The organism is Symploca atlantica LB2515 (assembly GCF_052546295.1).
The window spans coordinates 4,369,338-4,384,996 of record NZ_JBQWMT010000001.1; the positions used below are offsets into that span (position 1 = coordinate 4,369,338).

The 15,659-nt window shown below is 43.7% G+C and carries 13 protein-coding genes; 9 read left to right on the forward strand and 4 right to left on the reverse strand.

Translation table 11 applies throughout. The features are described from left to right. Positions 1-64: 64 nt before the first annotated feature. Positions 65-1,153, reverse strand: coding sequence for a polysaccharide pyruvyl transferase family protein (locus ACT7WV_RS18175; protein ID WP_445104233.1), 1,089 nt, complete (start codon positions 1,151-1,153; stop codon positions 65-67). Positions 1,154-1,238: 85 nt separating this feature from the next. On the opposite strand from ACT7WV_RS18175, the gene trmB reads away from it, so the two are divergent. The 3 genes from trmB (at position 1,239) to ACT7WV_RS18190 (ending at position 3,699) form a co-directional block, all read left to right on the forward strand. Continuing rightward, a complete protein-coding gene (trmB, locus tag ACT7WV_RS18180; RefSeq protein ID WP_445104234.1) occupies positions 1,239-1,886 on the forward strand; it encodes a tRNA (guanosine(46)-N7)-methyltransferase TrmB in 648 nt (215 codons plus the stop codon). Between the two features lie 106 nt (positions 1,887-1,992). Then, complete coding sequence (locus ACT7WV_RS18185) at positions 1,993-3,354, forward strand: selenium-binding family protein (RefSeq protein ID WP_445104235.1); 1,362 nt, start codon at positions 1,993-1,995, stop codon at positions 3,352-3,354. Between the two features lie 30 nt (positions 3,355-3,384). Next, the gene (locus ACT7WV_RS18190; protein ID WP_445104236.1) at positions 3,385-3,699 is read left to right on the forward strand and encodes a 2Fe-2S iron-sulfur cluster-binding protein; all 315 of its coding nucleotides are present in this window, start codon (positions 3,385-3,387) and stop codon (positions 3,697-3,699) included. Between the two features lie 19 nt (positions 3,700-3,718). Here the strand turns inward: ACT7WV_RS18190 and ACT7WV_RS18195 are convergent, their stop codons facing one another. Next, entirely contained in the window at positions 3,719-5,179 is a 1,461-nt protein-coding gene (locus tag ACT7WV_RS18195; protein ID WP_445104237.1) for a dolichyl-phosphate-mannose--protein mannosyltransferase, read from the reverse strand. A 147-nt stretch (positions 5,180-5,326) separates the two neighbouring features. On the opposite strand from ACT7WV_RS18195, the gene ACT7WV_RS18200 reads away from it, so the two are divergent. The 6 genes from ACT7WV_RS18200 to ACT7WV_RS18225 all read left to right on the forward strand — a co-directional run bounded on the left by ACT7WV_RS18200 (position 5,327) and on the right by ACT7WV_RS18225 (position 13,415). Continuing rightward, the gene (locus ACT7WV_RS18200) at positions 5,327-5,536 is read left to right on the forward strand and encodes a hypothetical protein (RefSeq protein ID WP_445104238.1); all 210 of its coding nucleotides are present in this window, start codon (positions 5,327-5,329) and stop codon (positions 5,534-5,536) included. A 477-nt stretch (positions 5,537-6,013) separates the two neighbouring features. Next, the gene (locus ACT7WV_RS18205; RefSeq protein ID WP_445104239.1) at positions 6,014-6,463 is read left to right on the forward strand and encodes a type I secretion C-terminal target domain-containing protein; all 450 of its coding nucleotides are present in this window, start codon (positions 6,014-6,016) and stop codon (positions 6,461-6,463) included. Between the two features lie 373 nt (positions 6,464-6,836). Next, positions 6,837-7,631 carry a hypothetical protein gene (locus tag ACT7WV_RS18210; protein ID WP_445104240.1) on the forward strand — a complete coding sequence of 265 codons (795 nt, stop codon included), beginning with the start codon at positions 6,837-6,839 and terminating at the stop codon, positions 7,629-7,631. Positions 7,632-7,830: 199 nt separating this feature from the next. Next, the gene (locus tag ACT7WV_RS18215; protein ID WP_445104241.1) at positions 7,831-8,556 is read left to right on the forward strand and encodes a peptidylprolyl isomerase; all 726 of its coding nucleotides are present in this window, start codon (positions 7,831-7,833) and stop codon (positions 8,554-8,556) included. A gap of 249 nt (positions 8,557-8,805) precedes the next feature. Continuing rightward, positions 8,806-11,787: a peptidase domain-containing ABC transporter gene (locus tag ACT7WV_RS18220; RefSeq protein WP_445104242.1), complete on the forward strand. Its 2,982-nt coding sequence runs from the start codon at positions 8,806-8,808 to the stop codon at positions 11,785-11,787. Positions 11,788-11,825: 38 nt separating this feature from the next. Then, the gene (locus ACT7WV_RS18225; RefSeq protein WP_445104243.1) at positions 11,826-13,415 is read left to right on the forward strand and encodes an HlyD family efflux transporter periplasmic adaptor subunit; all 1,590 of its coding nucleotides are present in this window, start codon (positions 11,826-11,828) and stop codon (positions 13,413-13,415) included. 64 nt (positions 13,416-13,479) lie between these two features. On the opposite strand, the gene ACT7WV_RS18230 is transcribed toward ACT7WV_RS18225, so the two are convergent. Next, on the reverse strand, positions 13,480-14,628 hold the full coding sequence (locus ACT7WV_RS18230) for a glycoside hydrolase family 5 protein (protein WP_445104244.1): 1,149 nt from the start codon (positions 14,626-14,628) through the stop codon (positions 13,480-13,482). A 2-nt stretch (positions 14,629-14,630) separates the two neighbouring features. After that, positions 14,631-15,656: a glycosyltransferase family 2 protein gene (locus tag ACT7WV_RS18235; RefSeq protein ID WP_445104245.1), complete on the reverse strand. Its 1,026-nt coding sequence runs from the start codon at positions 15,654-15,656 to the stop codon at positions 14,631-14,633. Positions 15,657-15,659: the final 3 nt, after the last annotated feature.

Here is a 15,659-nt window from a genome sequence, read left to right on the forward strand (position 1 = left end):
ATATTATCTCTCATCGGTTGGTATTGGTAATTAAAAAAGCTTATTGTTCTGATTTTTTAAGTAATTAACGGGGAAATAACTCTAATAACTCTTGAATAGCTGCGTTGATCTCTGAGGATTGTTTGACGAAGCGACAAAAAGGAATTTGAGCAGTCCAAGCTTCGTAAAAAGACTCATTTTTGTAGTAAGCGTTAGGCAAAAATACATGGGGAATTTTCAAAATAAGACAAAGGATGTGTCCATGTAGTCGATTGGTAATCACCAAACGATGCTGACTAAATTGGTAAAATCCATGATGAGCTAAATTCCAAGATTTGCGATGCAGCTCGGAATTATTAATACTATTAAGCTTGGCGACATTAGGATGAAACTGTTTCCATAGTTGTCTAGATATCCATTCATAAGGAAGTGCCACACCTTGTTGCTGGAGTTCCTGAATAATTCTGGTTATTCCTGGCCATGTCCAAATTTTAGGTAGAGGATCCTTGTATTTGAAAGCTGCCCAATCTTCCATGACTACTTGGCTGACACCCAAAGTACTATAGTCAAATTTTTCTTTGAGTTCTCTGTCCTCTCTACAGAGAAAAAGTAGAGAATCTTTAACTGGCGGTTTAAGTTGCAATTCTGGCATGTTTACTAGGTGTAAAGCCATATCTGGAGAACTGATAACCTGGCAATTATAAAAAGCTTCCGCAGCGATTTTATGACTACGTTCATCGCGCACAAATAAGGTCAAATCAGGATGCTGATTAAATATTTTAGCGGTTTTAGATAAATTTTCTGCTTGGGTAAAATATATGGTTTGTGGTAGAATTATGATTGGTCTATCTGGGTATTGAGTAATGATTTGTTCCCGAAATTCTTGCTCATCAGTCCAAAGATCGCCTAAATTCCCACCACCGGACAAAAGAATAGGTGCAGTACCAATTTGCTGCTCCATCTCTTGGCTAGAAAAATTATAGATATTTGCTGTATAGTTTATTTTCGTTTTAAGAACATCAGTTAAATAAAAAATTTCGCCCAGCCAAATTAAATGGTCACCAAGATTACAATGTCCCGGACGATCTAAGAGTGCACAATGCTCAAATTTACGTATCTTATTTAAAGATTGGTGCAATCTATCTTTAAGCTGTTCTGGTGTTGAAATGCTCATTTTGAGAAGCTAAAGTTTGGTGAGACGGCAGAAATAATTATAGTGATCTGTTTCCTTGATCGCCAAAAATAAGGAGGTGTAGCAATTGCCAAAAGTAAGAGTACGTCAACATGTTAATCCACTCAGTAAGAAATACCAGACGCCTATAGCTGCTCCTGATTGGGAGAAAGTTTATGCTCAACCCTCTCAACCCTTACATTTCGACATCGGTTGTGCCAAAGGGGAGTTTTTATTAAGTATGGCGGCTCTACAACCAGACTGGAATTTTTTGGGTTTAGAAATCAGAGAGCCCTTGGTAGAAAGGACACAGGAATTAGTTAAGGAACTAGGTTTGAGTAATGTTCACTTCTTATTTTGTAATGTCAATAACTCCCTAGCCCCCCTGTTAGAGTCTTTACCAATTGCGGCTTTGCAGCGCGTTACTATTCAATTTCCTGACCCCTGGTTCAAAAAGCGACAGGCTAAACGCCGCTTGGTTCAGCCGGAACTAGTTAATGATTTAGCAAATTATCTCTCCTCTGGAGGATGTGTCTTCTTGCAATCTGATGTAGAAGTAGTGGCACAGGAAATGTGCGATCGCTTTGGTGAACATCCCGCCTTCCAAAGACAAGGACAAGATTGGCTAGCCACCAATCCCCTACCAGTTGCCACGGAACGGGAAATATTAACTCTCTCTCGCGGTGAAGCTGTTTATCGCGCCTTATTTATGCCCTCAGCGGATCATCAGGAGTGAAAAGTTAGAAAACTAATAATCAAGATTCATCTAGCCTAAGGGACACAAGGCTTCAAACTTGACTTGAGCTGTAGCAATAATAAACCTAATAACTCAATTAATTAAAATGAACCAACAGTCTAATTCCTGCTGTGGTCCTGGCTATGCTTCGCCGGAAGCCGCTATGCAAGCTAAGCAAGAAAAACTACTTTATACCATTGCCCTGTACACTGGCACTGGCATTGAAGAACCCGACTACCTAGCAACTGTAGACGTTGATCCCAACTCCCTAACGTACTCCCAAGTCATTCATCGCTTGCCAATGCCCTACATTGGCGATGAACTGCACCACTTTGGCTGGAATGCTTGTAGTTCTTGCCATGATGATGTCAGCAAATCACGGCGCTTTTTAGTAATTCCAGGGCAGCGTTCCAGCCGGATCTACATCATAGACACAGCAGACGAGCTTGCGCCGAAGCTACACAAGGTAATTGAGCCAGAAGAAATCAAACAAAAGACCAATCTTACTGCCCCTCACACTGTACACTGCCTTGCTGATGGTCAAGTGATGATTTCCATGCTGGGTGACAGCACAGGTAATGGCCCTGGTGGCTTTTTGTTACTCGATAATAACTTTGATGTTACTGGACGCTGGGAAAAAAACAGTGACGCTATGCATTTTAACTATGACTTCTGGTATCAGCCACGGCATAATGTCATGGTAAGTAGTGAATGGGGCGCACCCAAAACCTATTATCCCGGTTTTGATCTTGATGATGTTAAGGCGGGAAACTATGGACAATCCTTACATTTCTGGGATTGGTCAAAGCATGAGATTATCCACAATTTTGACCTAGGTGAGGAAGGATTGATTCCCTTGGAAGTGCGCTTTCACCATAATCCTGATAGCACTCATGGGTTTGTCGGTGCAGCACTCAGCAGTAATATTTGGCATTGGCATAAGTCCAACAGTGATTGGGAAATTGAGAAAGTAATTGATATCCCATCAGTTGAAGTCGAAGGCTGGTCGATACCAGTACCATCCTTAATCACCGACATCTTACTCTCAATGGATGACCGTTACCTTTATTTTTCCAACTGGCTACACGGTGATATTCGCCAGTATGACATCAGTGACCCCTCAAAACCCAAACTTACAGGTCAAGTTTGGTGCGGTGGATTACTTGGTAAAAGTAGTGAAGTAGCAGGGAAAAAACTCCCAGGTGGGCCACAGATGCTTCAGCTAAGCCTTGACGGGAAGCGCCTGTATGCAACTAACTCCCTGTTTAGTACTTGGGATAATCAGTTTTATCCAGAATTATCTCAGGCTGGTTCTTACCTATTGCAGATTGACTGCGATACAGAGAAGGGCGGAATGAAAATTAATCAGAATTTCTATATTGACTTTGGCACAGAACCTGCCGGGCCATCCCGTGCCCACGAAATGCGCTACCCCGGTGGTGATTGCACCTCTGATATTTGGGTATAGCTAATTTGCTGGTTTTGTAGCCAAATTCTGATGAAAACTTACAAAGTAGAGCTAGTCAATCGCCATCATACCGTTGTCGAGGTGGCTTCTAATCAGTACATCCTGGATGCTGTAGAAGCAGCAGGTTTACGCTTACCAGTTGGCTGTCGCTACGGAGTATGTATCACTTGTGCCGCACGCCTGCTTGAGGGCGAGGTTGATCAATCTCAGGGAACTGTACTCAAATCAGCACAGAAAGCGAGGGGTTACGTTTTGCTTTGTATTGCCTATCCTCGTTCGGATTGCCGATTTGAGGTGGGTGTTGAGTCTCAAGATGGACTCTACCGTAATCCTTTTAAGGGTTGATCAACCTCAGAACTCCTATTTAAACCCAGGAACGCAACCAAATCCGCAGTTGATAACCTTGAGGAGATAAGGCAAGCCCTAAATAAATTGGCATCCAAAAGTAAAAGGCGAGTAGGATCAAGAGAATTACGATAATTCCGGCTTGACGGCGGTAGGATTGCTCACTGCGCAGCCACCTGTCAACAATCCAGGCAAGGCTTAACCCAGAAAATACAGATGCCCCCATGTAGTGGTAAAGGAAGGTGCAGCGAGTTACCTTCACCCAAGGTAGCAAGTTTGCCAACCAGTTAAGCACTAAATAAAGTGCAATGTAGCTAGAGCTAGTTGGGGTAAATTTCCAACCCTCACCTGAGCTGAGTCGTACTGCTAAAAGTACTACTAGTAGCAAAATTGCTGTTGTCGATAGCCACCACAGCACTGGGTTGCCGATCGCATGAACATCATAAATTACTTTACCCATACTGGCGGGTAAAGGTGGATAAGCTGGTACTGTCTCGGTAGTATTCTGAGCAGTGTGATAAAAATAAGCAACGGGTCGGATCATTAACAGCCAGCTGTACCAACGAGAACAGTAAGGATGTACCTCACTGCCACTACCAATACTTTCGTGAAATGTTAATATCCGGTGTTGCGCTTCCCAAAATCCAGGGGATGGATTCATTTGCAGGTGAGGAATCCAGAGCAGGCTATAGGTTAAAGCCGGAATAATCGCAAAATTCCAGAGAAGGGCGATAAGCTTCAACTCAGTAAGGTTGTGCAGGGGAGTTTCTGAGAATTTGCCATTTCCAACTTCCAACTCCTGACTCCCCATTCTGGAGCGCACCCACTGCATTCCCCAAGCTGCGGTCCAAATCATGTAGACGCCCAACAAAAACCATAAACCATTCCACTTAATTGCTGCTGAAGCACCAAAAAATACGCCCGACAAAGCCAGAATATTCCCACGCTGTTGTCTTGGTTTATTGAGAGCCACCAGCAAACACAACTGACCTAATAGCCCTAAGATCACTAGGTAGACGTTGTTGAGAGCATAGCGGGACTCTACTAGGAATAAACCATCAGCAGCAGCGAAGAGAGCTGCAATTAAAGCGTAGGTACGACGCCGATTTAGTTGATAGGCAACTGCGGCAACGACTAAGGGAATAAACGAGCCAGTTAGGGCATTGAGCCAGCGATAACTCCAGGTAGAGCGCAGTGAACCTGTTAAGCCATTTACTGTATCTTGCCCGAAAGGAAGGTGAGAACCAATCCAGATACCGATGGCAATGATGTACTGGCTTAAAGGTGGATGGGCGTTGAAAAATTGCTTGCCGATCAAGTAATCGTTGGCAAACTTAGCGTAGTAAACTTCATCGAATACTAAGCTATTAAATCTACTCAGTCCCCAAAATCGCAGGGCAAGGGAGAGTAAAAAAATCGCAGCAATGCCAATCCTAAACCAGGGTACAGACGAGTTAGACGGCTTTTGATACCGAGTCATAAAACCAAGCTTCATCCCTCAACGGCTGTTGGGAATTTCCCGTTATTCCCAACGTTACTCAATAAGAACTTAATCTATTTGTAGTACTTGTGGGGCTACAGGTGTGAGTGATTGCCAAGCCAATGAGTTGAATCGACTAATAGTCTAATGCTTGAAGATGCCCTTGTTCAGCTGGAGTTAGAGCAACAACAAAGCTATGATGACTTTACTGGTAAAGCATTCGCTGCCATCGATACGATCTACTTTGACAACCGAGTCAAGCTGCAGCAAGTCTCGATAGATGCTAGGCAATGGCGAGGGGTTTGGACTTCAGATCACTTTCCGGTAATTGCATATTTTCTATTTGCCGGGGAGTAAACAACTGTTCAGCACTGCAACTTAGAAGTCAAATGTGGTTTATTTTTCGTGAACATCTTACTGTAATTAGCCATTGCTGAGCAGTAAACTTTTACAAACCAGTATTTTGCATAAAAAAGCAAGTTTTTTACTTCACATTTCCTACATAAGAGCTGCTTGATTATAAAATTTCTGTAAAAATTTCTATCTTTTGCCCTTCTTATCACTTTTAAAGCTTTCCCGTAGGACTTTGTAAGTTAAGTTGTAATTATATTCAGCCAAAATAAATTTAGAGGGAATGAAACCGAAACCTTCGTACCAGAGAAGTAGGTAACATCCCTTGACTAAGTTTTAGGTAGATCTCAGGGTTTAAGCTCAGCTTCTGGTCGGTGATCACCTGATATACAACACCAAACTTGGGCTTGTATATTTCAATTTAAGGTTGGCTGACTAGGTGGATAATTACAATTTTCTTGTGACCAGTTTCACGATACTCAAATGCTAGTAAATGAAATTAGCGGCACAAGTGCTGGAGATGTACTTACTGGTACTGATGGCAACGACCTCATCCAAGGTTTCGAGGGCCGGGATGAAATTATTGGTGGCGCTGGAGATGACACCTTAATCGGTGGTGTAGATGGGGATTTGCTTACTGGTGGCGGGGGTAGTGACCAGTTTATCTTCAATGCTTTTGAGGAGCGCAGAGACCTCATCACCGATTTCGATGTTAATCAAGATCAGATTGTCCTAACAAATCTGTTTTTAGAGCTTGAGTACAGCGTTGATAAGGCAATTAGTGAGGGTTACATAAGATTTGTACAGGCTGGCTTAAACACCAAGATTCAAATTGATCATGATGGTGTGGAATCAGCTCCCTTCAGAACCCTAGTTATAGTCAGTGACGTCGCCGCATCAGACCTAAAATTAGGCAATAACTTAATTATCTAGGCTTTAAGAAATGCCGTTTAACTAAGATTTTGTAATTATGAATGCGTGTATCCAGCAGCGATATTGAACACGAATTCAGTTGAGCAAGTCTCTAAACATCTACAGAATAATTTCAATTGTCAGTGGCAATGATGCTCATTTTTAGGTTTGAGATACTGAGGTACTCTGATGTATAAATTTCTATCAAGTATTTTTTAAATAAAGAAAATAAACAACAAGAATAATACTTATTAAGAGAAATTAATAAAAGCTTAATAAGAATTTGATGTGCTAAGCTTAAGCAGAAACATATTAAAGTGCAACTGCTAAAGTTAGTTATTTATAAACTCAGTATTTGGGTAAGAAAGAGTACTCTTTTTCTTTGAAATTAGCTATGTCTCTCTCGACGAAAACTGCTATTTTGAGCTTGCTTAGCGCAGCAAGCGTTTGCGGAGCTGGTAGTTCACAAGCCGTTGTTCTGAACGGTAGTTTTGAAACCGGTAACTTTGACGGATGGGAGACATTAGGTCGTACTTATATTGAAACTTTAGACACTTATGGCATTAGTCCGACGGAAGGGACTTATCAAGCTCGCTTAGATACTGTTTATCCTCAGTCTAATTTAGGTACAGAGGACGAGAAAACAGGTAATTTCAATGAGCTATTAACATTTTTGGATTTTGAAGAAGACATTTTACTAACTCTAGACAAGGGAGAGATTTTTGAAGGGTCTGCCTTTAAAAAAAAGTTAATCGTAGAAGCCGGAGATACTTTAAGCTTCGACTGGAATTTTCTCTCGAATGCTAGCTCTCAAAAAATGTTCAATGACTTTGCCTTCGTCACACTCTCAACAATAGTTAACGAACTTGCAGACAGCTTTTCAGCTTTTGTTTCCTCAAAATCAGTCTTTAACGGCGAGACTGGCTTTAAGAGCTTCTCTTATAGATTCGAGACGCCTGGAGTATATACGCTGGGAATCGGAGTTGTTGATGTGGGAGACGGAGCTGAAGACTCTGGTCTCTTAGTGGATAATTTTTCGCTCTTGAGTTCCGGAGCTAGTCAAGAACCCATCGACTCTCCCACTCCACCAAACACGACAAACCCTAAGCCAATTCCTGAACCAGCTTCTGGACTAGGTTTACTGGTATTTTGTGCTTTTGGTCTGGGTAAACGTTTATTGCCAAGATAGTAATACGTAGTAGCTTGAGATTGCCTGCTTAGCTGATTTGTGGAATCCTGCAGATAGGTAACGGTAGCGTTACTCAATTTTTGTTGGTGCAGGCAGTGACTTCGTCCGGAAGAATTTTTTCCAGGAATTTCTTAATAATATGCAATGTTGACGAAGTTGCTACCACCAGCCATACTTTACGGGAGATGGTGTTTCAGGAATGAAAGCAGTTTTACAAGTCGGCGATCGCACTATCACCGCAGAAGAAATTATTCCCCTTTTAGCAGGGTATCAGTTGCTACCTCCTTTGCTGCGGGCAATTATTATTGATGAAGCAATTGCCCAAGTCGAATGCACAGATCAGGAGAAAACCGAAGCTCGTGAGCAGTTCTATGAGAGAAATCAGATTACCTCAGAGGAAGTGCAACAATCATGGCTTAAGCGTTATGGCATGAATGCTGCCCAGCTAGAAGCCCTAGCAACGCGGGAGTTAAAGATTGAAAAATTCAAGCAAGAGACCTGGGGTCACAAACTAGAATCCTATTTTCTGGGTAGAAAGGGCAAGTTAGATCGAGTAATTTACTCTTTAATTCGTACTCAAGATCCAGGGATTGTGCAAGAACTCTATTTCCGAATTAGGGAAGGAGAGCAATCTTTCACTGAACTAGCAAGAGACTATTCTCAAGGTCCTGAAGCTCAGACTGGTGGATTAATTGGTCCGGTTGAGATGAGTACACCTCACCCCCTAATTGCCAAAATGCTGAGCTCTTCTGAGCCAGGAAAAGTGTGTCAGCCTACACGACTAGGAGAATGGTTGGTGATTGTGCGCTTGGAAAAGTTTATCCCTGCCCAGCTAGATGAATCGATGCGTCAGCGAATGCTCAATGAGTGTTTCAACAACTGGCTCTCAGAGCAACTAAATCAGCAGTTAGCTGTTCTTCAATAATAGTTGTTAACTTTTGAAAAGCTCGGAATTGAGTATTTTCGAGAAAAATCAAGCAAAAATTAAGCCCTGGTACTCCTAACATAAAAAAAGCTTATCTTAACTTATCCGGGAAACGAGTGGCTAAGCTAGAATCAAAAAGTTAAGTACCAATTGCTAAAAGTGCGAGTAATTTCTTGCATAACATGGCAAAGGAAAGAGCGATAAGTACTATGTCTACCTAAGCAAAAATTTACTTTTGCGAGTTCTCTAATGACCTATACGACGACGATTCAAGAATTTCTGTCTGGCATATCTCCTTTTGAGCAGTTGTCATCGGCAGCACGGGGAAAACTGTCCAAACAGTGTCAACTGCTTCGCTATCGCATGGGTCAACCGATTTTAGTACGGGAAAAAATGCCCGCTCAGGTCGCTATTATCTTCGAGGGGCAATCTCGTCTACTCGGTTATGACCCGCGATCCCAGACACCAGTAACCTTAAAATTGCTGCAACCGGGAGCAATTGTTGGTTGGGTAGGTTTGGTGAGAGGAGTACCTTGCGAAACAGTTATCGCCTCCACAGAGACGGTTTGTCTTACCCTCAACGCTAGCGACTTCTTAAGCCTGCTGGAGGAAGAACCTTCACTAGCAACTGCCTTTCGCTCCCGTTGTGCCTTGGTAGAAATTTTTGATCTCTTAGGTGCAGAACTTGAGCGCCGAGCAGAGGTAGAGCATGATTTAAAAGCACTCGCTCTTGAGGCTTGGTCGAACGCAGTAGTCTGCAACTTAGCTCCTGGTAGGAAAATCTCAAGCCAACTCGACGCCGATCGGGTATGGTTTATCAGCGGAGGAGTATCAGCCAACGCCCCAGTGGGTTCTTGTCTAAACGCAGATAATATTACCTCTCTCAAGGTTAACGGCCCTGGGGTAACTCGCCTGGTAGGAATTCCAGAATCTATTCTAAGCAGGCCTGCTGTGGCTGCTGATATTGTTGATTTAGAAGAATCAGCTGTCACTCTCACTCCCACAGTTGAAGAGATTCCCTACGCCCCACCACAAATATCTGAGTCTTCAGAGAGCTACGCTGGCAAAGAGCAAACAGCCCCACAAAAATATCCCTTGATTCGTGGCAAAGGTCCGGTTGAGGTTCCCCTAGCCTGTTTCCAAATGCTCAGTAAGTTCTGGGGCATGCCTTTCCGTAGAGACATGTTACGCCGTGTTGTAGTTAATCAGCAAACACGCACTGGCAGTGTATCCTTGCAGCACTGTGGGGCAATTGCCGAATTGATGGGGTTGAGTGCTCAGTTGGCTTCTGTACCAGCTGCCGCCATCAACCGTCTGCCAACTCCGGTGATGCTCTCTTGGGACGATAGCTTTGCTATTCTCTACGAAGGTAGTGACCAGGAAGTGCTACTGGCGGTGCCAGAAACTGGTATGCGTCGGCTAAAACCCGCTGCTTTCCGAGAAAGATGGGGCGAAGAAGGGCAGGTGTTGCTGCTCAAACAGACAAAAAATACCCCCCAACAGCGGTTTGGCTTAAGCTGGTTCCTTCCCTCCTTGGTGCGCTATCGCCGGGTTTTATTAGAAGTTTTTGTTGCTTCCTTTTTCGTTCAGTTATTTGCTCTAGCGAACCCCTTGATGATCCAGGTGATCATTGACAAGGTGATTGTGCAAAATAGTCCCGATACTCTACACGTACTTGGGGTGTTATTGCTAGGGGTTGCTATCTTCGAGGCAATTTTAACCAGTCTGCGTACCTACTTATTTGTAGATACCACAAATCGCATTGACATGGCTCTGGGGTCAGAAATTATTGACCATTTGCTGCGGCTGCCTTTGCGCTACTTTGAGAGACGACCAGTTGGGGAATTAGCCACCCGCATCAATGAGCTAGAAAATATCCGCCAGTTTTTAACGGGTACAGCCTTGACTGTAGTGTTAGACGCAGTTTTTTCTGTGGTCTATATCGTTGTCATGTTTATCTACAGTTGGGTGCTGACGCTGGTGAGTTTATCAGTTATTCCACTGTTTATCTTGCTGACAATATTTGTTTCCCCGATTGTGCGACGACAGTTACGCACCAAAGCGGAAAAAAATGCTCAAACCCAATCTTATCTGGTGGAGGTACTCTCAGGGATTTCTACTGTTAAAGCCCAAAATATTGAACTGCGATCGCGTTGGCAGTGGCAAGAGCGCTATGCACGCTATGTCAGTGAAGGTTTCCAGAATGTTTTGACCTCCACCGCCGCTAGTTCAACGAGCAACTTCCTCAATAAAGTTTCAGCTCTGCTGGTGCTTTGGGTGGGAGCTTATCTAGTATTAGATGGCGAATTAACCTTGGGGGCGTTGATTGCTTTCCGTATCATTTCCGGCTACGTAACTCAACCGTTGCTACGATTAGCCCAAATTTGGCAGAACTTCCAGAGTACCGCCTTATCCATGGAACGCTTGAGCGACATTATTGATTCGCCCCAAGAAGTTTCTGAGGAAGAACGCGGTAACATTCCACTGCCAACAATTCGCGGGGAAATAAAGTATGAAAACGTCTCGTTCCGCTTTGCTCAAAGTGGTCCGATGCAGTTAAACAATATTAGTCTAGAAATTCCCGTAGGCGCTTTTGTCGGCATAGTCGGTCAAAGTGGTTCTGGTAAAAGTACCCTCACCAAGTTATTAGCAAGGCTTTATGAGCCAAATTCAGGAAGAATTATAATTGATGGTTACGATATTAATAAAGTAGAACTGTATTCTTTAAGGCGTCAGATTGGAATTGTTCCTCAGGACACCCTGCTGTTTGAGGGTTCAGTGCAGGAGAACATCTCCTTGACTAATCCAGATGCTTCCAGTGAAGAAATTATTGAAGCAGCTAAGATTGCTGTAGCCCACGAATTCGTCATGAACTTGCCGATAGGCTACAACAGTAATGTAGGGGAGCGAGGTTCGGCACTATCTGGAGGGCAAAGGCAGAGAATTGCGATCGCTAGAACAATTTTGCAATCGCCCCAATTGCTGATTTTGGATGAAGCAACCAGTGCCCTGGATTACGATACTGAGCGGCAAGTATGTTTAAATTTGGCAGAAGCTTTTCAAGGCCGCACTGTCTTATTCATTACTCACCGCCTAACGACAATTCGCAATGCTGATATCATCCTGATGATGGATCAAGGAGCCTTAGTGGAGCAGGGCACCCATGAAGAACTAATGGCTCAGAAAGGTCGCTACTATTGCCTCTATATGCAGCAAGACTCTCAGCTGTAGTATTTTCTAAGTCCACCTACTCCCACACACTGACTGTTATGAACCAACGAAATGGGTCAAAGTCAAACCAACCAATTTTATTAGGAACATCACCAGCTCTTGACAATCAGACTCAAGCCAGCAAGAGCAACTCAAATGGTAACGGTAACGGTAATGGTAAACTTGCCGGTAAAAATAAATTTGATAAGCCAGTTATTCTGCGGCAATCCAAAAAGTGGTCGCACGCTATTCTCTGGACAATTATTGGTGTGACTACTGGCGGTTTAATCTGGGCAAGTGTAGCCCAAATCGAGCAAGCTATTCCCGCCCAAGGCAAGCTAGAGCCACAAGGTACTGTCAACGAAGTTAAAGCTCCATCCGGTGGGGTTGTTACAGAAATTCATATCAAAGACGGTGAACGTGTAGAGAAAGGCGATGTGTTAATTACTTTTGAGCCGAAAGTAGCTCAAGAGCAAATTACTTCTCTGAGTAAAGTACGTGCTACTTTAATGAAAGAAAATCAGTTTTATCGCTCTCAGCTGAGGAATAGCGCGCTGTTAGCTGTTACAGAGCAAGAGTTACCAGACGTGAAACTTTCTGGGGAAATCGCCTCTCTCACAGAAAGCCGAAAAGCTCTGCTTGCAGAAAACGAATTTTACCAGGCTCTACTCAATGGTGATTCTTTATCTACTAATATTGCCCTAGAAGAACGAGGTCGTTTTATCGATGCTAGAGCTGAACAGGCATCTCGTGTAGAGGCAGCGCAAAAGGAAGTTGAACAGCTACAAGAGCAGCGTCGACAGAATCAAACTCAACTGCAAACTGCCATAAGCAGCTTTAGAGTAGAGCAAGGAATTCTTGAGGAGATGGAACCCTTGGCGGTTCAGGGAGCAGTTCCCCGCATCCAGTACCTCAGACAGCAAGAGGCGGTCAAGGAGAAGCAAACTGAGGTTGATGTCAGAACCCAGGAGAATGCACGCTTGGGACTGGAGATTGCTAAAGCTGGCCAACAGCTAGAAAATACTAAGGCACTAACGCGTAAAGAATTGAACGATCAAATTGCGGCAAATAAAATACGACTTGCCGAAATTGACTCCCAACTAAATAAAGTTATTGTCGAGAATGAAAAACAAATCGCGGAAATTGATAGCCAACTAAGTCAAGCGAACCTCAACTTAAGCTATCAAGAACTGCGGGCACCTGTTTCTGGAACAGTTTTTGACTTACAACCCCCATCAGCTGGTTACGTGGCTAACTCCAATGAGCCTGTTCTCAAAATCGTGCCCAGTGATGCTCTGGTTGCTAGGGTTTATTTAACCAACAAGGATATTGGTTTTGTCAAAGATGGTATGCCAGCTGATGTCAGGATTGAGTCGTTTCCCTACAGTGAATTTGGTGATATTGAAGGGGAATTGCAATCTGTTGGTTCCGACGCACTGCCACCTGCTCCCCAAGAAAATCGACCTGACTATACTTTTCCTGCTGAAATTAGCTTGAAGGAACAGTCTATTGTGGTTAATGACAGAACCATACCACTGCAATCAGGGATGAGAGTTAACGTCAATATCAAAGTTCGCCAGCGCTCAGTGCTGAGCATCTTTACAGAACTCTTTACAGACAAAACAGACAGTTTGCAAAATGTTCGATAATTTGTCTATCTCTTTAGTTAACTATGGCTATGGGGATAACTGAGACAAGGGCAATTCGCAGATGTCAAGAACTGTTGTCTTGGAAGAGAGCCGACAAAACTCTCTTATCGGGTACCAGATCTCCATTGACCTCGATAGTAGCGCCAAAGCCGCCTTTGTAATCCCACATTGCCCAACCAATCTGGTGCTGTTCTAAAACTGACCTAACGTCACGCAGCCAAGCGGCGCGGTCTTCAGCAGGAGCTGCTTGGCGATAAACGCCAAACTCATTACAGGTAACGCAGACCTGATGAGCTTTTGCCCAAGCAGCAGCACGACTAATTTGTGCTTCAATTTTGTCGGCATTCCAAGTTTGTTCCCCGTAGTATTGCAGGGATCTTCTAGCAGCAACATTATCAATCTTCGATATCAGGGGTGCTACTGCTTCCAGACTAGAGGGGTAGGGAACATCACGAAAATACTGCAACAGATCCCAGCCCCAAGTTGCGCCTTGGTGTGTAAACTGTTTTGGCTTGTAATAGTGAAAGTTGTAAACTACGTTAGGGTCGTCTACGGGAGTTAGCATCTCCAATGCCCTGATGGGACTCCAATCATCCCCAACACGCTGATTGGCAGAGGCAATCAGCGTATGTTCGGGCGCACCGGCTCGCATCGCTGCTAATAGAGGCCTCTGTAGGTCGTACCATTCTTGCGGATCCTCGGTATCAGGTTCGTTGAGTACCTCGAGAAACACTTTCTCAGGACTGCGACGACCAAGGTGTTCTGCCAGTGTTCGCCAAAAACGAGCAAAGTCTTTAGCAAAGGATGCATCCCGATATAAACGCTGCTTAAACCCAGATGTAGGATGACAGTCCACAATCAGTGCTAAATTTTGTGCCAAAATCTTGTCAACAGCAGCATCAAAATATTTGAGATTTTCTTTGTTGAGGCTTTCAGGTTTCTCCTTGTCAAACAAAATATCCGGATCCACTGGGAGACGAACATGTCGAAAGCCCATTTCTCGGATGCGCTTGATGTCTTCAGTCGTGATGCGATTCTGGAAATTCTCAGGAATTAAACGAGTTTGAGCAAACCAATGGCTAAGATTAACGCCCCGTGTTAGAAGGGCAAGGCGTGCCTTGCCTACTCCTCGACTCGAAGCTGCCTTCAAAGAAAAAACACCAGCGCTCAGCAAAAAAGTAGTAAAGAAAGCTAAAAAATAGCGTCTTTTCATGCTTAGTGCTCTCCTTGCTCCTGCAAAATCTGTCGTTTTTGGTTGTTACCTGTGACATTTAAAGCAAAAGTCTCAATCTGTTGATAAAGAGACTGAGGTAAGAGCCAAAGTAAATAGGCGGCACCGCCCGTTAATAAAGTCCTACGAGGCTCTTTCAGTAGAATACGCCAATCTGTGGCAATGGCTTGGTTGAACAGGTCAACTGCCGACTTGCCCCCGCGCAGAGTAACTGCCCGGCGGGCTAAGTACCGCAAAAAGTATGCCCTAGCTGGGTTTTCCCACTGACTAATTAATTCTGGATCATAAGGACGGAGTTTTTCCACCATACTTTCCCATGAGGCTAATTTGGGCAGTAAATCTGCGGAAAGCCCACCTGAATTAACTCGATACAGGGTCAGAGCCTCTGGAAGTCCTTCAATTTGCCAAGGGGTCTGAATTACCATCCGCATCCAACATTCTATGTCTTGTGACATGCGGAACCGATCATCAAAGTAACAGTCTTCCTCCACTCCGTAAACATTATCTTTAAAACTAATTGCTTCTAGCACTTCTCGCCGGAAAACTGCTGCCGAGCCATTGCCAATCGGATTGCGACAAAATACATCAGCTTTAGTAATTTTTTTCAGCTTAGGCATTTGATAAATGCGTAGAGGTTTATCTTCTTCATCAATAAAAGCCGAACGGCTGAAGCTGATTCCTACGGTCGGAGAATTTTCAAAATGCTCGACATGTTTTTCTAGTTTTTCAGGCAACCAGATATCATCTCCATCCAAAAAACCTAAATACTCTCCCTGAGCGTAACGAATTCCAGCATTCCTTGCTGCGGCTAGTCCTCGGTTTTTTTGGTGGATAATTTTGATTCTGGGGTCGTTGAATTGCTGACAGATTTCTACGCTTCGGTCAGGAGACTCATCGTCAACAATAATCAACTCCAAGTTGGGGTAGGTTTGATCCAAGACAGACTGCACAGTAGCCTTGATATATTTCTCAACCTTGTAAACCGGAACAATTACAGATACTTTCTTCATCTT